This is a genomic window from Mycobacterium sp. NGS54 (genome assembly GCF_059812465.1).
In genome coordinates this window covers 731993-753691 of record NZ_JCALCS010000001.1, presented here as the reverse complement: position 1 = coordinate 753691, position 21699 = coordinate 731993, and the positions used below count along the sequence as shown (strand labels likewise).

The window sequence follows — 21699 nt, the reverse complement described above, 5'->3', positions numbered from 1 at the left end:
ATATGACCACTGGTCATACCGGGCGGAGAGGCGAGAACTCATGACCACCAGGGACAAGTACACGGACGTCCCCGAGCCCTACTCGTGGACGGTCCCCAGTGCCGGCGACGCGCGCTTCACCTGGGAGTACGACGAGGGTCGCGCCCGGCTCCTCTCGCTGTACCAAAAGGGAAAGGACAAGCAGTGGGATGCTCAGTCGCGCATCGACTGGGCGCTAGACGTCGATCCCGACAACCCGGTCGGGCTGCCCGACGAGTTCCATCCGCTGTTCGGCAGTCCGGTGTGGGAAGCCGCAGACGAATCGCGTCGCGCCGAGATGCGCCGGCACTCCCAGGCCTGGAACTTCTCGCAGTTCCTGCACGGCGAGCAGGGCGCGATGGTGTGCGCGGCCAAGATCGTCGAGGTCGTCCCTGACTTGGACGCGAAGTTCTACGCGGCCACCCAGACCATGGACGAGGCCCGGCACGTGGAGGCGTTCTCGCGGTTCCTGCAGGAGAAGGTCGGTCTCGTCTACCCGATCAACAAGAACCTGACCCAATTGCTGGACGACACCCTGCGCGACTCGCGTTGGGACATGCCGTACCTCGGCATGCAGGTCCTCATCGAAGGGCTCGCACTGGCCGCCTTCGGGACGCTGCGCGACTTGGCGCCGCCGGACTCGCTTGCCAAGCAGTTGCTGGCCTACGTCATGCAGGACGAGGCCCGGCACGTGGCCTTCGGCCGAATCTCGTTGAAGGACTATTACTCCGGGCTGACCGAGGCCGAGCGCGACGAGCGTGAAGAGTTCGTCGTCGACGCCTGCTACCTGATGCGCGACCGGTTCCGCGGCGAGGAGGTTTTCGAGACCCTCGGCCTGGACGTCAAAGCGTGTGCCGAGTGGGTCGACACGTCGCCGCTGATGATGCAGTTCCGCTCGCACCTGTTCAGCCGGATCGTGCCGATCGTCAAGGACATCGGGTTGTGGGGCGACAAGGTGCAGAAGGCCTTCACGGAGATGGGCGTCCTCGACCTGGCCGGCTCCAACATCGAGGCGCTGATGAAGGCCGACGAGGATCAGGCCGACGCGCTGGACAAGGCACACGCCGAGATGGCCGACCGGGCGCTCGAAGTGGACGAGGTGATCGCGGCGGGCGCGAGCTAACCCGCGGAACCCCGCTTGTGCACGAAATCCCAACAGTTTTCGTGCATGGCCCCACGCTCGGCGTCCTGGGCAACGGCCCATATGGTTGGCAACGAAACCGATCAGGGGGAGCGACCGTGGACGTATACGAGGCAGTCACAACCCGACGAGCGGTGCGCGGATTCACCGACAAGCCGGTGTCGAGGGAAGTGCTGGAGCGCGTGCTGTCCGCCGCGGCGTGGTCGCCTTCCGGATCGAACCTCCAGTCCTGGAACTCCTACGTGGTGACCGGCGCGCCACTGGCCGAGCTCAAGAAGCGCGCCGGCGAACGCGTGGCGGCTCGCGACCCGTGGGACGAGCGGGAGTACGAGATGTACCCAACCGACTTGAAGTCCCCCTACCGCGAACGTCGATCCGCCTTCGGCCATGAGCGCTACAGCGCACTCGGCATTGAGCGTGAGGACTGGGAGGCGCGTCAGAGGGCCGCTTCGGCGAACTGGGACTGCTTTGGCGCGCCGGCCGCCCTGTTCTGCTACATCGACCGCGACCTTGGCCGTCCCCAGTGGGCCGACGTCGGCATGTATCTGCAGACCGTCATGCTGCTGCTGCGCGCCGAGGGGCTGCACAGCTGTCCGCAGATGGCGTGGTCGGTGTATCGCAAGACCGTCGCCGAGATCCTGTCGCCCCCGGACGGGTTAATCCTCTTCTGCGGCATGTCAATCGGATACGAGGACACCGCCGTCGGCTACGCACGCACGGGCAGGGCGCCACTCGGCGAGACGGTCACGTTCGTCCACGGATAGTTCGCTCGATGACGGTCGAAGCGCCTGGGCGATGGATCGTTGACTCCCGAACGTGGGGCTCAGGTACGAAATCCCAACGGTTTTCGTACGTAGGCCCCACCTTCGGCGGCGCGAGTCAGCGAGGTGGAAGGCTGGGCGGGGTCGTCGTCGTCACGGTATAGCTCGGCGTCGACGTGACGGTCGGGGTGCTGGTGACCGTGACGGTGCTGGTGCTCGTGCTGGTCGACGGCGGGGGCACGGCGGTCGTGACCGTGGTGACGGTGGTGGTCTCCGTGGTCGACGACGTCGTCGTCGCGGCAGCCGCGGCGATCACACCGCAGGCGAGCCGCTTGCTGGACTCGCCAGGCGGGGTGTTGCCGAGGTTGTCCGCGTCCTGGTGGATGACCAGTGCGCTACCCGAGCTATTTCTGAGGTCGGCGGCCGTGAACGAGTTCGTGGTGGTGACGAGTTTCGCCGAGCCGTCGGAGCGCACCTGCAGTGCGGTCAGGTCGCCGCTGGCGGGATAGCCTGTGTGACCCGGCGCCTGGTAGACGCTTCCGGCGGAGCCGAAGTCGCCCTCGCATTTGCCCACCGCGTGGATTTGCAGCCCGTGGAAGCCCTGGGTCAGGACCTGGTTGGGCCCGGCCTCCACGGTCACCGTCGCGTAGCCGCTCGTGAAGTCGATGGTGGCGTTGGCGACCTGGGTCCCGTCGGCGGTCTTCAACTGGGTGGTCATCCTCTCGGCGCCGGCCGTCGCGCTCGAGGACGGTGACGTGGTGGACTGGTTACCGCCCTGGTTTGCGCAAGCGCCCAATTGCGCGATGGTCGCGGTAAGCGCCGCGACCGCAAAGGCCACTTCCCGTTTCATGGGCTGGGCCTACCCCGATGAGCGCATATCAAACGCCGCACAAAGATATGAGAGGCATATGAGCCGGGCCGCGCCCGGTACTCCTGACGCCCGCGGTGTGCGAGCGTGGGTTGCGTGGTGTCCGAACCGCAGTTGGCGGAAGCGCTCAGGCAGGCGTCGAGCTACCTCTGGATAGCCGACGTGGCCCGCAAGAGGAACCTGCCCATGATCCAGTCGCTGTACAGCTTTGCCGCCCGGCAGATGGTGGCGTACACCGAGGACGGCGACGAGTGGCACCTCCGCGCCGCTGCCGCCGCCGCACACGACGCCACCGCCATGCACAACCTGCTCACCGGCCGGGTGACGGGGGTACCGGGCGCGCTGGGCGCGCCGACCAACCTCTGAGGGGCTACCCGCCCAGCGCGCTGAGCACGGCCTTACGCCCGCGGACCCGGAGTTTGTGGATGCCCGATCGACGCAACTCGGCGATGCGCTCGATCATTCGGTTTCCCAGCGCCTCGAGCAACTCTGCGCTCAAATCGATTGGGGCCGGGCATAAGTCCCGCTCCTCCTCGGTGGCGTGGGCGTCCAGCACCGTGTCTCGACGACGTGTCGATCGGACTGCGACCGCCCTGAGGGCGCGGTCCACACCCAGTACACGTAATGCCGCCGCAAATTGTTCACCCGACTGAGGGCCGGGCGCGCTGAGCCGGGGCCGATCAGGCCGAGCGGCGGATCCCGCGGTTGCGGCCGATGTCGCCCTTGAGCAGCATGTCCCGCTCGGATTCCGACAGGCCGCCCCAAACGCCGTACGGCTCACCGACTTCCAGCGCGTGCGAGCGGCACTCTTCGATCACCGGGCACCGCCGGCACATCTCCTTGGCGCGCTGCTCGCGCTGCATGCGGGCGCGGCCACGCTCGCCGTCGGGGTGGAAGAACATCGACGAGTCAACGCCGCGGCACAGGCCTTGCAGTTGCCAGTTCCAGATGTCGGCGTTGGGGCCAGGTAGCTGCTCCGGCTGTGGCATTGGATCGTTCCCTCTCTGCACGGCACGCCCGGAAGTTCGGGATCGCGTAGCGTTCCGACAAGCGATTGTGCAACCGATTTTCGAGTGGGGTCTCCGATGACTACCCGTCGAAGTAGAACTTAGGGGCGTCGGCGAATTTCCGTCAATAGCCACTTAGCTCGCCAAAATATGTAGGCGTTGTAGCAGAATTAACTCGCCGTTCATGTGCCACGCTTTTGTTGACCAAGGACCGTGCTACCAGGCACTTGACCGGACCGAGATTTCCCAGCTCAGCGCACAGGACAGTGGGGGGAGCAATTAGTACGCGGCTCATGGCGATTAACAGCTCGGTAACAAGAACAGCACGAAGTGTTTACTACTATCACCGTGATTGAAACTGGTCACACTTCGGTGATTAACAGCACACTGGCCGCCGCCGCCTTCGGGGAGCAACCCGGAACCTGGCCGCTGCCGGCGGCGCGCACGCCGCAGCAACTGTGGTGGCGGGCCGTCGCGGCGGGAGGGCAGGGCCGCTACGGCAGCGCCTACCGCGACTTGGCGGTGCTGCGACGAACCGTTCCGGCGGGCCGGTGGGTTTCGCTGGCCCACAGCACCCAGGGCTCGTTCCTGCGCCAGTTGGGCTGGCACGCGCTGGCGCGGGGCTGGGACGGCCGCGCGCTCGCGCTGGCCGGCGCGGATCCCGAGGCGCGCGCCGACGCGCTGATCGGGCTGGCCGCCGACGCGCTGGGCGTCGGCAGGTTCGCGGCCGCGGCAACGTTGTTGGACCGCGTGGACGACGGACCCGTGCCGGACCGGCTCCCGGTGCGCCGGGGGTGGGTGGCCGCCGAGTTGGCGATGGCCTCCGGCGACGGTGCGTCGGCCGTGCGCCACGCCGAGGAGGCCGTGCGGCTGGCGGGGGCGATGGCCGTTGCGTCGGTGCGGCACCGCGTCAAAAGCGATGTGGTGCTGGCCGCCGCGCTGTGCAGCGCCGGCCGCGTCGAGCGCGCCCGTACCGTCGCCGAGACCGCGCTGGAGGCCACCGGCCGATCCAACCTGATCCCGCTTCGGTGGGCGTTGGCTTGCTTGCTGATCGACATCGAAAGCGTCACGTTTTCAACACAAAAGCTGCGTGAAATTCGGGATATCTGCGCAGGCCAGGTGCGGCGCGCCGGGGGCGCGTGGCGTTCCGCTTGAAACGGCCTTCCGCCCGTTATTGTCATTGCGTTAGTTAGCCCGCGATGTGTCCCGTTCGTAACGTTGGAGCAACCGCCGTCGATGACAATTCAAGGGGAACGTCTCGACGCTGTGGTTGCGGAGGCCGTGGCGGGGGACCGGAACGCCCTACGGGAGGTGCTGGAGACCATCCGCCCGATCGTCGTCCGATATTGCCGCGCGCGAGTCGGCACGGTCGCCCGGGGTGGTCTGACAGCCGACGACGTGGCTCAGGAGGTGTGCTTGGCCACCATCACGGCGCTGCCGCGCTATCGGGAGCGGGGACGACCGTTCCTGGCCTTCCTGTACGGCATCGCGGCCCACAAGGTCGCCGACGCGCACCGGGCCGCCGGTCGTGACCTCGCCTACCCCGCCGAGACGATCCCCGAACGCTGGTCGACCGACGCGGGCCCGGAGCAGCGGGCCATCGAGGCGGACTCGGTCAGCCGGATGAACGAGCTGCTCGAGATCCTGCCGTCCAAGCAGCGCGAGATCCTGATCCTGCGGGTAGTCGTCGGCCTGTCCGCCGAGGAGACCGCGGCCGCCGTCGGCAGCACGACGGGAGCGGTCCGCGTTGCCCAGCACCGGGCGCTGTCCCGGCTCAAGTCCGAAATCGTCGCGGCGGGTGACTATGCCTGAATCCCTGGACGAATTCGCCAGCACCGATTTGCTTCTCGACGCGCTCGCCGAGCGCCGGCCGGTCGACCTGGACGATCCCAACGACGACGCGCTGGCGGTCCTGCTGGCGGACTGGCGCGACGACCTGCGGTGGCCGCCGGCCAGCGCGCTGGTTTCGCCCGAGGAGGCCGTCGGGGCGCTGCACACCGGGCTGGCCGAGCGGCGGCGCGCCCGCCGCGGCCTGGCCACGATCGGGTCGGTCGCCGCGACGCTGTTGGTGCTGAGCGGGTTCGGCGCCATGGTGGTCGAGGCCCGTCCGGGCGACACGCTGTACGGCCTGCACGCGATGTTCTTCGACCAGCCGAGGGTCAAGGACAGCCAGATCGAGCTGTCGGCCAAGGCCGAACTGGCCAAGGTTCAGCAAATGATCGACCAGGGCCAGTGGACCCAGGCGCAGAACCAGCTGGCCGAGGTCAGCAGCACGGTGCAGTCCATGAACGACGGGGCCAGCCGCAACGACCTGTTGGACGAGGTGAACCTGCTCAACACCCGGGTCGAATCGCGCAACCCCAACGCGACGCTGCCGCCGGCCGCACCGAAGCCGAAGGCGCCGGCCGATCCGTCGACCTCGCCGGCCGCGCCGAGCCCGAGCGCCAAACCGCCGACGGCCGCCAGCACGACCGCGCCGAGCCCGTCAGCAAGCCCCACCACGAGCCCGTCGTCCGGGCGGCATCGGCATCACGGGCACTCGTCCACACCGTCTTCAGCGGCGCCGGACGAGACTCCCTAGCTCTCAGCGGCGGTGAAATCCGTCCGCGTCCGACGTCGCCTCGTTGAGCGAGGCGTCGGCGTATCCCCGGCAGTAATCCCACGTGACATAGGAGTCGGGTTCGGGGTCGTAGGCGGGCTCATGCGGGCGGACGGTGCCGTCGATGAGCAGTTGCAACAGGTTGGCCCGCAACATGTCCCAGTCGTGGTAGTGGTCCTGCTGGCATTCGTCGCAGCACACCACGAGCCCGCGAATTCCCTTGTGCGCCAGCAGGGCCTCGTACACGGCCAGGTCGGCCAGGTCCGCCTCGACCGCCATTCGCTCTTGCTGATCCAGCGGTTGCCCCGGCTCGACGGCTTCGAGCGCAGCCGACGGATCGCAGGGGTCGTCGGCGAACGGGTCGGGTGGCAAACCCGGCGGGAGGTGGTCACGCACGCCTCTAGACTACGCAGGCGGGCCGTCATCGCGCCAGCAGGGAGACGCGCGCCGCGCGGCGCGCGCGGCGCGCCCGGGCAAGCGGGTCCGGTGTCCGCGCGAGCCGATAGGATGGGCTTCTCACTCCGCGCGCGCATGGAGGGCCCCACCGATGTCCCGTGGCACGTCCCACTTAGAAGACAGCTCCGACCTGGTTGCCAGCCCGTACCTGCGCGACCCCCACCTCACCGGGCTGGCCGACGAGCCGGTGCCGACCGGGGGCGACAACCCGTACAAAATCGCGATGCTCGGATTGACCTTCGACGACGTGTTGCTGCTGCCCGCCGCCTCCGATGTGGTCCCGGCCACCGCGGACACCTCCAGCCAGCTCACCAAGAAGATCAGGCTCAAGGTGCCGCTGGTCAGCTCGGCGATGGACACCGTCACCGAGTCGCGGATGGCGATCGCGATGGCCCGGGCCGGAGGCATGGGCGTGCTGCACCGCAACCTGCCGGTCGCCGAGCAGGCCGGCCAGGTCGAGATGGTCAAGCGCTCCGAGGCCGGCATGGTCACCGATCCGGTCACCTGCCGCCCCGACAACACGCTGGCGCAGGTCGACGCGCTGTGCGCCCGGTTCCGGATCTCGGGGCTGCCCGTCGTCGACGACGACGGCGCGCTGGTCGGCATCATCACCAACCGCGACATGCGCTTCGAGGTGGACCAGACCAAAAAGGTCGCCGAGGTGATGACCAAGTCGCCGCTGATCACCGCGCAGGAGGGCGTCAGCGCCGACGCGGCGCTGGGGTTGTTGCGCCGCAACAAGATCGAGAAGCTGCCCGTCGTCGACGGGCACGGCCGGCTGACCGGGCTGATCACCGTCAAGGACTTCGTCAAGACCGAACAGCACCCGCTGGCCACCAAGGACAGCGACGGGCGGCTGCTGGTCGGCGCCGCCGTCGGCGTCGGCGGTGACGCCTGGGTCCGCGCCATGATGCTGGTCGACGCCGGCGTCGACGTGCTGATCGTGGACACCGCGCACGCGCACAACCGGCTGGTGCTCGACATGGTCGGCAAACTCAAGGCCGAGATCGGCGACCGCGTCGAGGTGATCGGCGGCAACGTGGCCACCCGGGCAGCGGCCACCGCGCTCGTCGACGCCGGGGCCGACGCGGTCAAGGTCGGCGTGGGCCCGGGATCGATCTGCACGACGCGGGTGGTGGCCGGCGTCGGCGCGCCGCAGATCACCGCGATCCTGGAGGCCGTCGCGGTCTGCCGCCCGGCCGGTGTGCCGGTCATCGCCGACGGGGGGCTGCAGTACTCCGGCGACATCGCCAAGGCGCTGGCCGCGGGCGCGTCGACGGCCATGCTCGGCTCGCTGCTGGCCGGCACCGCTGAGGCGCCCGGCGAGCTGATCTTCGTCAACGGCAAGCAGTTCAAGAGCTACCGCGGCATGGGGTCGCTGGGAGCCATGGCCGGCAGGGGCTCTGGCGGTTCCGGCGGGGGCAAGTCCTATTCCAAGGACCGCTACTTCGCCGACGACGCCCTCTCCGAGGACAAGCTGGTGCCCGAAGGCATCGAGGGCCGGGTGCCGTTCCGCGGCCCGCTGGGTTCGGTGATCCACCAGCTGACCGGGGGCCTGCGGGCCGCGATGGGCTACACCGGCTCGCCCACCATCGAGGTGCTGCAGCAGGCGCAGTTCGTCCGGATCACGGCGGCCGGGCTGCGCGAGAGCCATCCACACGATGTCGCCATGACGGTCGAAGCGCCGAACTATTTCGCGCGGTGAACAGCGAACTGGCAATGGTCGAGATCGGCATGGGCCGCGTCGCCCGCCGCACGTATGAACTGAGCGAGATCAGCATCGTGCCCTCCCGGCGCACCCGCTCGTCCAAGGACGTATCGACGGCGTGGCAGCTGGACGCCTACCGGTTCGAGATCCCGGTGATCGCCCATCCCACCGACGCCTTGGTGTCGCCGGAGTTCGCGATCGAGCTGGGCCGGCTCGGCGGGCTGGGCGTGCTCAACGGCGAGGGCCTGATCGGCCGGCACGCCGACGTCGAGGCCAAGATCGCCCAGCTCCTGGAGGCCGCCGAAAAGGAGCCCGAACCGTCGGCGGCGATCCGGCTGCTGCAGGAACTGCACGCGGCGCCGCTGGACCCCGAACTGCTGGGGTCGGCGGTGGCGCGCATCCGCGAGGCGGGGGTGATCACCGCGGTGCGGGTCAGCCCGCAAAACGCGCAGGCGCTGACACCGGTGCTGCTACAGGCCGGGATCGACCTGCTGGTCATCCAGGGCACGATCGTGTCCGCCGAGCGGGTGGCCAGCGACGGTGAGCCGCTGAACCTGAAGACCTTCATCTCCGAGCTCGACGTGCCGGTGGTCGCCGGCGGGGTGCTCGACCACCGCACCGCGCTGCACCTGATGCGCACCGGCGCCGCCGGGGTCATCGTCGGCTACGGCTCCACCCGCGGCGTGACGACCAGCGACGAGGTGCTGGGCATCAGCGTGCCGATGGCCACCGCGATCGCCGACGCCGCGGCCGCGCGCCGCGAATACCTCGACGAGACCGGCGGCCGGTACGTGCACGTGCTGGCCGACGGCGACATCCACACCTCGGGCGAGCTGGCCAAGGCCATCGCCTGCGGCGCCGACGCGGTGATGCTGGGCACGCCGCTTTCCGAGGCCGCCGAGGCGCTCGGGGGCGGGTGGTTCTGGCCGGCCGCCGCGGCGCACCCGTCGCTGCCGCGCGGGGCCCTGCTGCAGATCGCCGTCGGCGAGCGCCCGCCGCTGGAGCGGGTGCTGGGCGGGCCGTCCGACGACCCGTTCGGCAGCCTGAACCTGGTCGGCGGCCTGCGCCGGTCGATGGCCAAGGCCGGTTACTGCGACCTCAAGGAGTTCCAGAAGGTCGGCCTTACCGTCGGGGGCTGATCTCTCACCACTGGCCCGGTCACAGGGCGGTCAGCAGTTCGACGTCCTGACCGTTCGCGAGAGTGACGATGGCCGCGTCGAACGTGACGAGGCGGACGCCCCTGCGGCGGGCAAGCGTCAGCAGGTGCGCGTCCGTCACCTGGCGATAACCGGCAATCGGCGGGATGTCCTCGTCGGCAAGCGACACATCGTCGACCAGAAAGCGATGACCATCGGTGGCCCTCAGTGCCGATAGGACACGTCGCGCATCGGCGATCCCGATCGGACTGGCAAGCACCTTCGGGTTCGTCGACACGCGCACGAAACCGCTTTCGGTGACGGGGCAGGTTGCCCAGCCGCCCGACGCGTTGGCGACGAACCACTCACGCATCGGAACGTGGTGGATGTGTGAATCCCATGCCAGCGCGACGAGAGCATTGACATCTAGCAAACCCACTGCGGGTCAGTCTTCGTCGAGCGCGCGCCGCACCATCTCAGGCGTGATCGCCGGCGTGCCGGGTGGGACGCGGATGATCGGCAATCCATCCTGCGCCTCGACTCGCGCCGGGGTGAGGCCGCGGCGCGCCAGCTCGGAGATGACGGCGCCTAGCGACCGCCGCTCGCTTGCCGCGAGTTCGCGGGCCGCAGCCATCACGTCATCGTCGAGGTCGAGGGTCGTTCGCATCATTTGATGCTATCGCATCAGAACATCAACGCGGATTACACTACTGGTTTGTTACCGGCCGGTAAGGCCATACTGGTGCAATGAAGCCGGATTACGACGTCCTGATCATCGGGTCGGGGTTTGGGGGCAGCGTCAGCTCGTTGCGGCTGACGGAAAAGGGTTACCGGGTTGGGGTGCTGGAGGCCGGCCGCCGCTTCTCGGACCAGGAATTCGCCGAGACCTCCTGGGACCTGCGCAAGTTCCTCTGGGCGCCCAAGCTCGGCTGCTACGGCGTCCAGCGAATCCACCCGCTGCGCAACGTGATGATCCTGGCCGGAGCCGGGGTGGGCGGCGGTTCGCTCAACTACGCCAACACCCTGTACGTGCCGCCGGAGCCGTTCTTCAAAGACCGGCAGTGGTCGCACATCACCGACTGGCGCGACGAGCTGATGCCGCACTACGAGCAGGCACAACGGATGCTCGGCGTGGTGGAGAACCCGACGTTCACCGATTCCGACCGCCTGATGAAGGAGGTCGCCGACGAGATGGGCTGCGGTGACACCTTCGTGCCGACCCCGGTAGGGGTGTTCTTCGGCCCCGACGGCACCAAGGCGCCCGGCAAGACCGTGCCAGACCCGTTCTTCGGCGGCGCGGGCCCGGACCGGACCGGCTGCCTGGAATGCGGCTGCTGCATGACCGGCTGCCGCTACGGCGCCAAGAACACGCTAGTGAAGAACTACCTCGGCCTCGCGGAAGCCAATGGCGCACAAGTCATTCCGATGACGACGGTGAAGGGTTTCGAGCAGCGCCCCGACGGCCTGTGGGAGGTCCGGACGGTTCGCACCGGAAGTTGGCTGCGCCGCGACCGGCGCACCTACACCGCCTCGCACCTGATCCTGGCCGCGGGCACCTGGGGAACGCAGCACCTGCTGTTCAAGATGCGCGACAGGGGCAAGCTGCCGCGCCTTTCCCAGCGCCTCGGCGTGCTGACCCGCACCAACTCCGAGTCGATCGTCGGGGCCGCCACGCTGGAGGTGAAGCCCGAGCTGGACCTGACGCACGGGGTGGCGATCACGTCGTCGATTCACCCGACGTCGGACACCCACGTCGAGCCCGTCCGCTACGGCAAGGGTTCCAACGCGATGGGGCTGCTGCAGACGCTGATGACGGACGGGCACGGACCCGGCGGCACCGATACCCCGCGCTGGAAGCAGTTGCTGGACCAGGCCGGTGAGAATCCCAAGCTGATGCTGCGGTTGCTCAATCCCAAGCAGTGGAGCGAACGCACGGTGATCGCGCTGGTGATGCAGCACCTGGACAACTCGATCACCACGTTCACCAAGCGCGGCAAGCTCGGAATCCGTTGGTATTCAAGCAAACAGGGGCACGGCGAACCGAACCCGTCGTGGATCCCGGTCGGCAACGAGGTCACCCGCCGCATCGCCGCCAAGATCGACGGCGTGGCCGGCGGCACCTGGGGCGAGCTGTTCAACATCCCGCTGACGGCGCACTTCCTCGGCGGCGCGGTGATCGGCGACAGCCCTGAGCACGGCGTCATCGACCCGTATCACCGGGTCTACGGCTACCCGACCCTGTTCGTGGTGGACGGCGCGGCGATCTCGGCGAACCTGGGCGTGAATCCGTCGCTGTCCATCACCGCGCAGGCCGAGCGGGCCGCGTCGCTGTGGCCCAACAAGGGCGAGAACGACCTGCGCCCGCTGCAGGGCGACACCTACCGCAGGCTGTCCCCGATTCCGCCCGAGCACCCGGTGGTGCCAGCGCATGCGCCGGGCGCGTTGCGCTGGCTACCGAGCGACCCCGTGAGCACCGCAGGCTGACCCCTCAAATCAGCTTGCGATCGTCTCGGGGGTGGTGGCATCGAGCGGGGCGCCGCTGACGACCCGGCTGCGCTGCCCGTGCACGTTGACGGGCACATCGCCCATCAACGTGACCCGGTGCATGAGCCGATGCTGGCCGTCGTAGTCATCGATGGCACGGTGCTGCGTGGCCCGGTTGTCCCAGATCGCAACGTCGCCGTATCCCCAACTCCAACGAATGGTGTTCTCGGGCATGGTGATTCGCCGTTGCAGCAGCTCGAGCAGCACCGTCGATTCGTAGCTGTCCAACCCGACGAACCCGCGCACGAAATTGCCGAGCACCAGCGTCCGCTCACCGGTCTCCGGGTGCACCCGCACCACCGGGTGCTCGGTCCGGAACTCCCTTTTCTCGAACGCCTGGCGGAAGGCCTTCTGGGTGTCGGTCATCGCCTCGATCGATTCGGGGGTGATGTAGTCGTATCGGTTGGTGTGCAGCGCCCACATGTTGTCGACCAGCCATTTGAGTGGCTCGGGCAGGTTGTCATAGGCCGCGGCGGTGGAGGCCCACAGCGTCGAGCCGCCATAGCTGGGCAGCGTGACCGCGCGCAGGATCGAGGCCGCGGGGTAGTTCGCGGCGAAGGTGACATCGGTGTGCCACTGCGTCGCCTTGCCGTATTCGGAGTTGATGGGTGTGATGATCGGCGCCTCCTTGGCGGCCAAGAAGGCGGCCGCGGGGTGGCCGATCGGGGTGCCGAGCAGCCGCGCGAACTCGAGCTGCCCCTCGTCGTCGAGGTGGTCCTGCCCGCGGAAAAAGATCACCTTGTGGGCCAGCAGGGCCGCGCGGATCTCCCGCACGGTGGCTTGGTCGAGGTCGCCGCCCAGTTTCACTCCGTCGATTCGGGCGCCGATCCGGCTGCCCAGCTTGGTGACGGTCACCGCATCTGTCATTTCAGGAGTCCTTTTGCCGTAACTCAGTTGTAGTCACTTGACTAACGAGTTAGTGTAGTCACATGACTAAGGGTTCCGCAAGTGTCGCGCGCACGGATGTTCCCACCGGCAGGGAAGAGGTGGTGGCGGCGATTCTGGAGGCCGCCACCGACCTGTTCGCCGAGCGCGGTCCCGCGGCCACCTCGATCCGCGACATCGCCGCACGATCAAAGGTCAACCACGGCCTGGTGTTTCGTTACTTCGGCACCAAGGATCAACTGGTCGGCTCCGTGCTCGATCACCTGGGCACGACGACGACCGAGCTGATGCAGGCCGACCCCGCGGCCCCGGAGGCGGAGCGGGCGCTTGACCGGCACATCCGGGTGATGGCCCGCACGTTGCTCGACGGCTACCCGGCGGGGAAGTTGCAGACGCGGTTTCCGGGCGCCTCGGCGCTGTTCGACAGCGTCCGCGCGACCCGCGATCCGGGCCGCGAGGGGGACCGCACCGCCCGCCTGGCCGTGGCCAATGCCTTTGCGCTGCAATTCGGTTGGCGGCTGTTCGCGCCCTTCCTGCGATCCGCCGCCGGCCTCGACGAGCTGACCGACACCGAACTACGGCAGGCGGTGGGCGCCGAGGTGGCCCGGATCGTCGAGCCTCACTGACTCCGGGCCAGGGCGCGCCGGTGCAGCGGCTCGCGGCCCGGCGGCTGCTGCGGTGCCGGCAGCAGCGGCTTCCGGATGTGCACCGCGACGGTCGTCGGTGCGTCGGTGCTCAGGGTGAGCTGCTCGCCGGCGTGCCGGATGTTCAGCTCGTGGTCGGGCCCGTCGTGCACCGTGTAGGTGACCTCGGTGTGGTTGACGTCGACGGTCAGCCGGAAGTCCCGCCAGCGCAGCCGAAACCGTAGGCGCGAAATGCCATCAGGCAGTAAGGGATCCAGCGACAGGATGCCCTCGTCGTCGCGCAGGCCCCCGAACCCGACGACCAGGGTCATCCAGGCCCCGGCCAGCGACGCCATGTGCAGCCCGTCGCGGGTGTTGTGGTGCAGATCGCGTAGGTCGATCAGCGCGGCCTCGTAGGCGTAGTCGTGGGCCAGCTCCAGATGGCCGACCTCGGCGCACATCACCGCCTGCGTGCAGGCCGACAGGGACGAGTCGCGCACCATGCGCCGCTCGTAGTAGTCGACGTTGCGCGCCTTCTGTTCGGGCGTGAACGCGTGGCTCTGCCACTGCATCGCCAGCACCAGGTCGGCCTGCTTGATCACCTGCGCGGGGTAGAGCCGCACGTAGGCCTCGTGCAACAGCAGGGGATAGGTGGTGTTCTTTTCGAAGTCCCATTCGGCGAAGGTGGTGAAGCCCTCGCACTGCTGATGCACGCCGAGCTCCGCGTCATAGGGAATGTTGACCGCGCCGGCGGCGTCGCGCCAAGCGGCCGTCTCCTCGTTGGTCACCTCCAGCGCCTCCGCCTCCTCGGGGTGGCGGTTGCAGGCGTCGGCGGCCGTGACGAGGTTGTGCGCCGCCATCAGGTTGGTGAAGACGTTGTCGCGGACTACCGCCGTGTACTCGTCGGGCCCGGTGACGCCGTCGAGGTGCCAGACGCCGTGCCGGTCGTGGTGCCCGAGCGACATCCACAGCCGGGCGGTCTCGACCAGCACCCGCAGCCCGCAGTCCCGCTCCAGGTCGTGGTCGCCGGTGACGGTGCGGTAGCGCTCGAAGGCCATTGCGATGTCGGCGTTGATGTGCCAGGCCGCCGTGCCGGCCGGCCAGTAGGCCGAGCACTCCTGCCCGCGGATGGTTCGCCAGGGGAAGCTGGCCCCCTCGAGGCCGAGCTCGGCCGCGCGTTCCTTGGCGAGGTCCAGCGTCGACGCCCGCCACCGCAGCGCGTCGGCGACGGTGTGCGGCGCGGTGTAGGTCAGCACGGGCAGCACGTAACCCTCTGTGTCCCAAAAGGCGTGGCCGTCGTAGCCGGTTCCGGTGAGCCCCTTGGCGGCGATGGCGCGGCGTTCGGCGCGCGCGCTGGCCTGCAGCAGGTGGAACATCCCGAACCGGACGGCTTGCTGGGATTCGGGGTCGCCCTCCACCTCGACGTCCGCGTTCTGCCAGAAGTCGTTGAGGTAGGACCGCTGCGCGTCCAGCAGCCCCGGCCAGCCGCTGTAGCGGGCGCTGTGGATCGCGGCCGCGGCTTGGTCGCGCAGCGCCGGGCGGGAGCGAATGCTTGACCAGCCGTACGCCAAATACTTGACGATGCGCAGCTTCTGGCCCGGGCGCAGCCCGCAGATCACCGTGGTGCGCGCCAGGTCGGGACGGGCGTCGGTGCTGAACTCGACGCGGCCGGGAACGTCGATCTCGTGGTCCATCGCGGCGGCCATCATCAGGGCGCTGGCCCGGGTCCGGTGCATGAGAAGCGCTCCGGTTTCGGTGTTTTCGTGGTCGACGGCCTCGAGCGGGTTCTCCAGGATCGCCGACACCCGCGGGTCGTCCGACGTCTCGGGCTGGTCCTCGTTGGTGACCAGCTCGGACTGCACGGTGACGCGCACGAACTCCTCGACCGCTTCGACGACGTACTCGATGGCGGCGACCCCGCGCTGGGCCAGCGAGACCAGGCGGGTGGACACGACCCGGATCTGCTTGCCGTTGGGCGAGCGCCAGTGCGCGCGGCGGGTCAGCGTCCCGGCGCGCAGGTCCAGCACCCGCTCGTGGGACAGCAGCTCGCCGTAGCGCACGTCGAACGGCTCGTCCTCGACCAGGAGCCGGATGATCTTGCCGTTGGTGACGTCGACGAGCGTCTGGCCGGCCTCCGGGTAGCCGAAACCGGCCTCGGCGTAGGGCAGCGGCCGGATCTCGTAGAAGGAGTTCAGGTAGGTACCCGGCAGGCCGTGCGGCTCGCCCTCGTCGAGGTTGCCGCGCAACCCGATGTGGCCGTTGGACAGGGCGAACAGCGATTCGGACTGGGCCAGCAGGTTCAAGTCGAGCCGGGTCTCGCGGATCTGCCAGGGTTCGACGGGGTAGCTCTCTTCGGTGATCATGACGTCAGCAGGTCGGCGAGGTCGGTGACCACCACGTCGGCGCCGTTGCGGCGCAGGTCCTCGGCCTGGCCCACCCGGTCGACGCCCACCACGTAGCCGAAGTTACCGGCCCGGCCGGCCTGCACACCCGACAGCGCGTCCTCGAAGACTGCCGCGGCGTCGGCGGGGACATCGAGGAGCTCGGCCCCGCGCAGGTAGGAGTCGGGGGCCGGCTTGCCGGCGATGTGCTCGTCGCGCAGCGTGACGCCGTCCACCCGCTGCTGGACGAACCGGTCCAGGCCGGTGATCTCGAGGACGTCGCGGGTGTTGGCGCTCGAGGACACCACGGCGATGCCGAGGCCCGCGGCCGAGACCGCCTCCAGGTAGCGGCGCGATCCGTCGAACACCTCCACGCCGTCGTCGCGCAGCACCTTTTGGAACATGTCGTTCTTGCGGTTGCCCAGGCCGTATATCGTCTCGGCGTCGTCGGGGTCGTCCGGGTTGCCGTCGGGCAGCTCGATTCCGCGGCTGTCCAGGAACGACCGCACCCCGTCCTCGCGCTTCTTGCCGTCCACGTATTTGCGGTAGTCGGCGGCCGCGTCGAACGGGACGAATTCGTCCCCGGTTCGTTTCGCCCGCTCGGACAGGTAGGCGTCGAACATCGCCTTCCAGGCCTTGGTGTGCACGCTCGCGGTGTCGGTGAGCACACCGTCGAGGTCGAACAGGCAGGCGCGCACCTTCTCCGGCAGACCCAGCACGGGTGGACCTCACTCTCGGGAATCGGGTCGGGCGACGCTATCCACTCCACCATGCCTGCCCGTGGGCCGCCAGCATCAGTCGTCCAACAGACCGCGCTCGATGAGGTCGAAGACCTGGGCCCGCGCGAACCGGACGGCCGCGGTGCTGTGAGGGAGCGGTCCGTCGAGCAGCAGGCAGGCCAGCCCGTGCACCGCGGACCAGGCGGCGATTTCGGCCCCCGGCCTGCGGCGAGCGTCCAGCAGGCCGGCGGCCAGGGCCTCGTCGAGCACCTGGCCGAGGACCCCGAATGGGTCGGCGGCGGTGTCCGCCGGCTCGGGGGACGTCGCGGGGTGCGAGATGAACGCGGTGCGAAACAGTCCCGGCTCGGACATCGCGAAGTCGATGTAGGCGGTGCCGACGGCGCGCAGCCGCTTGCGCGGGTCGTTGCTGCGATTGACGCGCCGGCGCATCCGCGCGGCGAGCTCGCCGCGCGCGTAGTTCGACACCTCGGCCAACAGCGCCTCGCGGTCGGCGAAATGGCGGTATGCCGCCGAGTGCGACACCCCTGCCGCCCGGGCCGCCTCGCGCAGGATCACCCGCTCGGGCCCGCCCTCGCGGGCCAGCGCGATGCTCGCCTCGACCAGGGCCGCGTGCAGGGCGCCGTGGTGGTAGCCCTTTTTGGCAGGGGGGACGGCGGAACTCATGCCATCACGATCTCATGCCGGCCGATATGTTGACAACGGTCACATAGCGGCCGCATACTGCGGATGTAACCATCGGTCACATTTGGGAGGAACTTCGATGACGAACACACGTGTGCTGGTCACCGGCGCGACGGGAAAGGTCGGCGGGGCGGTTGCGGCCCAATTGCTGGAGAAGGGCGTGCCGACCAGGGCCTTGGTGCGTCGCGACGACGCGCGCAGTGCCCGGTTGCGGGCCTTCGGCGCCGAGGTCGTCGTGGCGGATATGCTTGACATTCAACAGGTTCGGGCCGCCCTCGACGGCGTGGACCGGTTGTTTTTCAACCCCCCGTACCACCCGCACGCGCTCGACAGTGCGGTCAGCTTCGCCGTGGCCGCGCGCGAATCCGGGGTGGAGGCGGTGGTAGCGCTGGGCCAGTGGCTGGCCAGTCCCGAGCATCCGTCGCTGATGACGCGCCAGCACTGGTTGTCCGACAAGCTGTTTCGGCTGCTGCCGGACACCGCGCATGTCGCGGTCGATCCGGGGTTCTTCGCCGACAACTATTTCCAGGTGCTGCCGGTCGCCGCCCAGCTCGGGGTGTTACCAATGCCGCAGACCGGGGGCCGACTCAACGCGCCGCCGTCCAACGAAGACATCGCCCGGGTCGCGGTGGGCGCATTGCTCGACCCGCACCGCCACGACGGCCGGGCCTATCGCCCGACCGGGCCAAAGCTGTTGTCCGGCGCGGAGATCGCGGACGCGGTCGGTGAGGCGTTGGGTCGGCCGGTGCGGCTCATGGAAATTCCACTGTGGATGTTCCTGCGGGCGGTGCGCGTGAACGCCAAGCGGCTCGGCGCCGACATGTACTTCGAGTCCGGATTGCGTTACTACCTGCCCGAGACCGCGCTGGGAGTCTGGGAGGTGGGCGGCCCGACCACCCATGTGCGCGACGTCGCCGGGGTCGAGCCCGAAGATTTTCTCACGATCGCGCGCCGCTACGTCGAGGCGGCCGACACCCGGCGCACCCCGCGGAGAGTGTTGCGCGAGATCGGCAACCTCATGCTCACCGGCCTGGTGCCCGCGCACCGGCTCGACCGCTTCGACAGGCGCCAGCAACATCCGCAGCCCACCCGGCCCCGGTATTCGGCCGAGTCGGCCGTGTGGCGAAGTGAGCACACTCCGGCGGTTGACCAGGCCCGCTACCGGTTCGGCCCAGGCAAGTTGGCGGTGGATGTCTCGTAGGTGGTGGCGCAGCGTCCGCTGGCACGGCTCATCGGCGGGCGCTGCGGCGCCGGGCCGGGAGCCAGCATGCGGCCAACGGGGCGGTGGTGAGCAAGCCGAGCGCGACCACCCCGGCCAGGTGCCGGTGCTCCTCGCGCATGGTGGCGGCCATCACGAGCATGACGCCGAAGTGCGCGGCGTTCGCGGTGAGATTGAAATCGAGGAAGAGCCGGTTCGCCAGCGGGTCGCGCGCCGATGCGAACAGGAATAGCGCCCAGACGATGTAGACGGTGGCGAACATGACGGCGATCGCGTCGCCTCCGGAGCCCCAGTCGAAGAGCGCGTTGGTCCGATGAGTCATCGCGAACACCAGGTCGGGAACGAAGAAGAGCAGGTACCCGACCGCGGTCAGCCGGATGACCACCGGAAGCGCGGTTTGCCTCATGAACCGGATTGGCTGTCCCGGATGATGCGGACCATCTCCTCGGGACGCTCGAGGGCCGAGAAGTGACCCGCGCCGCTCACCGTGACGGCCCGGACGCCGAGGAGACGTGCGACCTGCTCCCGCTCCGCCACGCGCGACCAGTCGTGCTCGCTGTAGACCAACGTGACGGGTGTCGTCACCTGCGGGTAGCGGCTTTTCGCGTCGATGAGCCCGGTGAGGATGCGCATGATGGCCCGGTTCACCGTCGGGTAGCCACGGCGGCGCCCGCTGCGGCGCAGCTCGACGAGGAAGTCCTTCGGCAGCGTGTGGCGGTCGGCGAAACCACCGGCCAGCACACCCCGCAGGATCGTGCGATTCTCGAGCGCGGCGAAGAGCGGTCCCGATCCGGGCAGGCGCACGCCCGTGCCGATCACGCAGGCGAACCAGTTGCCGCGCTCGAGGCCGCCGGGGTAGTCGTAGGGGTTGAAGGCGATCACGTTGGTCACCCGGTCCGTCAGCTCGATCGAGGACAGCAGCGCGAGCGCGCCGCCCATCGATTCGCCCGCCAGCGTGACGTCACTCAGTCCCAGGTCCCGGACGAATTCGACGACGGCGCCGCGCAATTCGGGCTCTCCGTATCGGGCGCCGGGCACGACGTCGGACCATCCCATGCCGGGCAGGTCCAGGGCGTAGACGGTGAAGTCGTCCCAGAGCGCGGGCACCACCCGCTGGAAGTAGTCCAGCTGCGTGCGGACGGTGTGCAGCAGGACCAGCGGTGGGCCGGTTCCCGCCGTGAAGTAGCGCAACCGGGAGCCGTCGGACCGGCGGAGGAACCTGACCTCGCCGCGGCCGCCGCTCCACGCCAGCGTGTGGCGCTGGTCGGGAATCTTGTTGTGCGCCATGGCGTTCACCGTTCGCAAATTGCCTGGATGGCGCGCAGGCGCCGATCGGCCAGGGCCTGGGTCAGGTTTTCGGCCTTTCGGCGGAAGTCGGTGACGAAGGCGTGCAGGCCCAGCGGGCTGTCGGGCTGGGCCAGCAGGGCCTGCATCAGCGCGGCCGCCGGGTCGGTGAGGTCGTTCCACGCTGTGGCGGCGAAACCCGCGGACTCGACCGCGGCGCGCAGCTCGCCGGGGGTCGCCAGGTGGCTGCGGGCGGGCTCGTCGGCCCAGGGCAGGGGATAGGTGAGCTCACCGCCGTCGCCAATGGTGATGTCCCACAGGGCGAGTCGTCCGCCGCGCTTGAGCACCCGACGCGCCTCGGAGTACAGGCGCGCCTTGTCGGCCACGTTCATCTGGACGTGCTGGCTGATGACGACGTCGAAAGTGCCGTCGGCGTAGGGGAGTTCGGTGACGTCGGCCTGACGAACCGAGATGAGGCCGTCGAGGCCGACCAGCCCGTTGAGCCAGCGGTTGGTTTCGCAGTATTCGTCGGTGAGATCCACCGCGGCGACTCGGGCGCCGAAGCGGTCGGCGACGTAGCGCGCGGTGCCGCCGACGCCGCTGCCGGCGTCGAGGACGTCGCCGTCATTGGTGATCCCAGCCAGCTCGATCAGTTGGGCGGTGGCGATGCGGCCCATGGTGTGGAAGTCCTCCAGCATCGCCAGGTCGGCTGGGGCCAGGCGGTCGAGGTCCAAACCGGCGGTGCGCAGCGCGCGCTCGATGTTGTTGCGCGACAGGCCTGTCGAGTACTGCGCCTGGATCGTCTCGTTCATTTCCGCACCTCGGCCCATGCGGTGATGATGGAGGGCATCGTGATGAGGGCGTTTTCCGCCAGCGCTTGCTCGCGGAAACGTGGCACGAACTCGCCGATGTCGGTGAGATCGTCGAGGCCATAGCCCCCTTGTTCGGCGACGGGCGAGACGAGCCGCCAGACTTCCGCGCCGTAGGCGAGGATGTCGCCGTCGGCGGCGGTGCCGATCGGGGCGCCGATGGTCAACCGCGGCGCCCCCAGGCCGGCGTCGGCGAAGACCGTGTGCAGCGTGGTGCCGAACCGCGCGGACAGACCCATGGCCTCGAAGGCGCGGACGATGCCCGCAATCACCTGGCTGAACAGCGGCAGGTCCGGGACGCTGCGCGCCCGGGTGATGTCGATCTCGGCGAACGCGATCACGCCGCCGGGGCGTACCAGGGAGCTGAGGTGGCGCAGCGTGGCGGCCGGGTCGGGCAGGTGCATCAGGATCAGCCGGCCGACCACCGCGTCGACAGGCTCGTCCAGGGCGATCGCGTCGATCGCGGCCTGTGTGAAACTTACGGTGGACAAGCCTTTTTCGGTGGCGCGGGCGCGGGCCAGCTCGACCATCTCGGGCGCGGCGTCGACGCCGAGGACGCTCCCGGTCGGGCCGACCAGCCGGGCGGCGACGAACGACACGTCGCCGGGGCCGCTGCCGATGTCGAGCACCCGCATGCCCGGCCGCAGGCCGGCGAGCCGCAGCGCGTGCTCGGTGTAGCCGTCGTACAGCCGCCCCTGCAGGAGGAGCCGCTGCACCTCGGCGTCGGCGTGCCCGAGGACGTAGCTGCTTTCGGTGGTACTCATTGTTTTCGTGCCTTT

25 protein-coding genes are annotated in these 21699 nt (G+C 69.0%); 11 read left to right on the top strand and 14 right to left on the bottom strand.

Translation table 11 applies throughout. The features are described 5' to 3' along the window. Positions 1-40: 40 nt before the first annotated feature. Together AC5Y5E_RS03705 and AC5Y5E_RS03700 are read left to right on the top strand one after the other, a co-directional pair. Positions 41-1141, top strand: coding sequence for a ferritin-like domain-containing protein (locus AC5Y5E_RS03705; RefSeq protein WP_499901605.1), 1101 nt, complete (start codon positions 41-43; stop codon positions 1139-1141). A 116-nt stretch (positions 1142-1257) separates the two neighbouring features. Further along, the gene (locus AC5Y5E_RS03700) at positions 1258-1923 is read left to right on the top strand and encodes a nitroreductase (protein ID WP_499901604.1); all 666 of its coding nucleotides are present in this window, start codon (positions 1258-1260) and stop codon (positions 1921-1923) included. 115 nt (positions 1924-2038) lie between these two features. On the opposite strand, the gene AC5Y5E_RS03695 is transcribed toward AC5Y5E_RS03700, so the two are convergent. Further along, on the bottom strand, positions 2039-2770 hold the full coding sequence (locus tag AC5Y5E_RS03695) for a superoxide dismutase family protein (protein WP_499901603.1): 732 nt from the start codon (positions 2768-2770) through the stop codon (positions 2039-2041). A 117-nt stretch (positions 2771-2887) separates the two neighbouring features. Between AC5Y5E_RS03695 and AC5Y5E_RS03690 the strand changes: the two genes are divergently transcribed. Further along, complete coding sequence (locus AC5Y5E_RS03690; RefSeq protein WP_499901602.1) at positions 2888-3154, top strand: hypothetical protein; 267 nt, start codon at positions 2888-2890, stop codon at positions 3152-3154. A gap of 4 nt (positions 3155-3158) precedes the next feature. Here AC5Y5E_RS03690 and AC5Y5E_RS03685 read toward each other — a convergent pair whose 3' ends face one another. After that, positions 3159-3344, bottom strand: coding sequence for a hypothetical protein (locus AC5Y5E_RS03685; RefSeq protein ID WP_499901601.1), 186 nt, complete (start codon positions 3342-3344; stop codon positions 3159-3161). Positions 3345-3468: 124 nt separating this feature from the next. Beyond that, entirely contained in the window at positions 3469-3777 is a 309-nt protein-coding gene (locus AC5Y5E_RS03680) for a WhiB family transcriptional regulator (protein ID WP_499901600.1), read from the bottom strand. A gap of 366 nt (positions 3778-4143) precedes the next feature. On the opposite strand from AC5Y5E_RS03680, the gene AC5Y5E_RS03675 reads away from it, so the two are divergent. The 3 genes from AC5Y5E_RS03675 to AC5Y5E_RS03665 all read left to right on the top strand — a co-directional run bounded on the left by AC5Y5E_RS03675 (position 4144) and on the right by AC5Y5E_RS03665 (position 6376). Next, a complete protein-coding gene (locus tag AC5Y5E_RS03675) occupies positions 4144-4950 on the top strand; it encodes a tetratricopeptide repeat protein (RefSeq protein WP_499901599.1) in 807 nt (268 codons plus the stop codon). An 81-nt stretch (positions 4951-5031) separates the two neighbouring features. Beyond that, entirely contained in the window at positions 5032-5607 is a 576-nt protein-coding gene (locus AC5Y5E_RS03670; protein WP_081665178.1) for a sigma-70 family RNA polymerase sigma factor, read from the top strand. Further along, positions 5600-6376 carry an anti-sigma-D factor RsdA gene (locus tag AC5Y5E_RS03665; protein ID WP_499901598.1) on the top strand — a complete coding sequence of 259 codons (777 nt, stop codon included), beginning with the start codon at positions 5600-5602 and terminating at the stop codon, positions 6374-6376. The genes AC5Y5E_RS03670 and AC5Y5E_RS03665 overlap by 8 nt, the downstream gene beginning before the upstream one ends. Before the next feature lie 3 nt (positions 6377-6379). Here the strand turns inward: AC5Y5E_RS03665 and AC5Y5E_RS03660 are convergent, their stop codons facing one another. Then, positions 6380-6790 carry a DUF5319 domain-containing protein gene (locus AC5Y5E_RS03660; protein WP_066933952.1) on the bottom strand — a complete coding sequence of 137 codons (411 nt, stop codon included), beginning with the start codon at positions 6788-6790 and terminating at the stop codon, positions 6380-6382. A gap of 151 nt (positions 6791-6941) precedes the next feature. Between AC5Y5E_RS03660 and guaB the strand changes: the two genes are divergently transcribed. Both guaB and AC5Y5E_RS03650 read left to right on the top strand, forming a co-directional pair. Beyond that, positions 6942-8555 (top strand): IMP dehydrogenase, encoded by a 1614-nt coding sequence (gene guaB / locus AC5Y5E_RS03655; RefSeq protein WP_499901597.1) that lies wholly within the window; start codon positions 6942-6944, stop codon positions 8553-8555. A gap of 14 nt (positions 8556-8569) precedes the next feature. Then, positions 8570-9697 carry a GuaB3 family IMP dehydrogenase-related protein gene (locus AC5Y5E_RS03650; RefSeq protein ID WP_499901871.1) on the top strand — a complete coding sequence of 376 codons (1128 nt, stop codon included), beginning with the start codon at positions 8570-8572 and terminating at the stop codon, positions 9695-9697. Positions 9698-9716: 19 nt separating this feature from the next. On the opposite strand, the gene AC5Y5E_RS03645 is transcribed toward AC5Y5E_RS03650, so the two are convergent. Beyond that, positions 9717-10133: a type II toxin-antitoxin system VapC family toxin gene (locus AC5Y5E_RS03645; protein ID WP_499901596.1), complete on the bottom strand. Its 417-nt coding sequence runs from the start codon at positions 10131-10133 to the stop codon at positions 9717-9719. 6 nt (positions 10134-10139) lie between these two features. Continuing rightward, on the bottom strand, positions 10140-10361 hold the full coding sequence (locus AC5Y5E_RS03640) for an antitoxin (protein WP_499901595.1): 222 nt from the start codon (positions 10359-10361) through the stop codon (positions 10140-10142). 80 nt (positions 10362-10441) lie between these two features. On the opposite strand from AC5Y5E_RS03640, the gene AC5Y5E_RS03635 reads away from it, so the two are divergent. Further along, positions 10442-12178 carry a GMC oxidoreductase gene (locus AC5Y5E_RS03635; RefSeq protein ID WP_499901594.1) on the top strand — a complete coding sequence of 579 codons (1737 nt, stop codon included), beginning with the start codon at positions 10442-10444 and terminating at the stop codon, positions 12176-12178. A gap of 9 nt (positions 12179-12187) precedes the next feature. Here the strand turns inward: AC5Y5E_RS03635 and AC5Y5E_RS03630 are convergent, their stop codons facing one another. Beyond that, on the bottom strand, positions 12188-13105 hold the full coding sequence (locus AC5Y5E_RS03630; RefSeq protein ID WP_499901593.1) for a TauD/TfdA dioxygenase family protein: 918 nt from the start codon (positions 13103-13105) through the stop codon (positions 12188-12190). 62 nt (positions 13106-13167) lie between these two features. Here AC5Y5E_RS03630 and AC5Y5E_RS03625 point away from each other — a divergent pair, with 62 nt between their 5' ends. Next, positions 13168-13749, top strand: coding sequence for a TetR/AcrR family transcriptional regulator (locus AC5Y5E_RS03625; protein ID WP_499901592.1), 582 nt, complete (start codon positions 13168-13170; stop codon positions 13747-13749). Here the strand turns inward: AC5Y5E_RS03625 and AC5Y5E_RS03620 are convergent. From AC5Y5E_RS03620 to AC5Y5E_RS03610, 3 genes are all read right to left on the bottom strand, one after another. Further along, positions 13743-16109, bottom strand: a complete 2367-nt coding sequence (locus AC5Y5E_RS03620) for a glycoside hydrolase family 65 protein (RefSeq protein ID WP_499901591.1) — start codon at positions 16107-16109, stop codon at positions 13743-13745. The genes AC5Y5E_RS03625 and AC5Y5E_RS03620 overlap by 7 nt on opposite strands. Then, positions 16106-16846: a beta-phosphoglucomutase family hydrolase gene (locus AC5Y5E_RS03615; RefSeq protein ID WP_499901590.1), complete on the bottom strand. Its 741-nt coding sequence runs from the start codon at positions 16844-16846 to the stop codon at positions 16106-16108. The genes AC5Y5E_RS03620 and AC5Y5E_RS03615 overlap by 4 nt, the downstream gene beginning before the upstream one ends. Positions 16847-16921: 75 nt before the next feature. After that, a complete protein-coding gene (locus AC5Y5E_RS03610) occupies positions 16922-17530 on the bottom strand; it encodes a TetR/AcrR family transcriptional regulator (RefSeq protein WP_499901589.1) in 609 nt (202 codons plus the stop codon). 97 nt (positions 17531-17627) lie between these two features. Here AC5Y5E_RS03610 and AC5Y5E_RS03605 point away from each other — a divergent pair, with 97 nt between their 5' ends. Then, a complete protein-coding gene (locus tag AC5Y5E_RS03605; protein WP_499901588.1) occupies positions 17628-18749 on the top strand; it encodes an NmrA family NAD(P)-binding protein in 1122 nt (373 codons plus the stop codon). 28 nt (positions 18750-18777) lie between these two features. On the opposite strand, the gene AC5Y5E_RS03600 is transcribed toward AC5Y5E_RS03605, so the two are convergent. Genes AC5Y5E_RS03600 through AC5Y5E_RS03585 form a run of 4 tightly spaced genes read right to left on the bottom strand, consistent with a single transcriptional unit; the run spans position 18778 to position 21684 of the window. After that, the gene (locus AC5Y5E_RS03600) at positions 18778-19173 is read right to left on the bottom strand and encodes a hypothetical protein (RefSeq protein ID WP_499901587.1); all 396 of its coding nucleotides are present in this window, start codon (positions 19171-19173) and stop codon (positions 18778-18780) included. After that, positions 19170-20054, bottom strand: coding sequence for an alpha/beta fold hydrolase (locus tag AC5Y5E_RS03595; protein WP_499901586.1), 885 nt, complete (start codon positions 20052-20054; stop codon positions 19170-19172). The genes AC5Y5E_RS03600 and AC5Y5E_RS03595 overlap by 4 nt, the downstream gene beginning before the upstream one ends. Positions 20055-20059: 5 nt before the next feature. Beyond that, positions 20060-20863 carry a class I SAM-dependent methyltransferase gene (locus AC5Y5E_RS03590; RefSeq protein WP_499901585.1) on the bottom strand — a complete coding sequence of 268 codons (804 nt, stop codon included), beginning with the start codon at positions 20861-20863 and terminating at the stop codon, positions 20060-20062. Continuing rightward, complete coding sequence (locus AC5Y5E_RS03585) at positions 20860-21684, bottom strand: class I SAM-dependent methyltransferase (RefSeq protein WP_499901584.1); 825 nt, start codon at positions 21682-21684, stop codon at positions 20860-20862. Before AC5Y5E_RS03585 ends, AC5Y5E_RS03590 begins: the two co-directional genes overlap by 4 nt. Between the last annotated feature and the right edge of the window lie 15 nt (positions 21685-21699).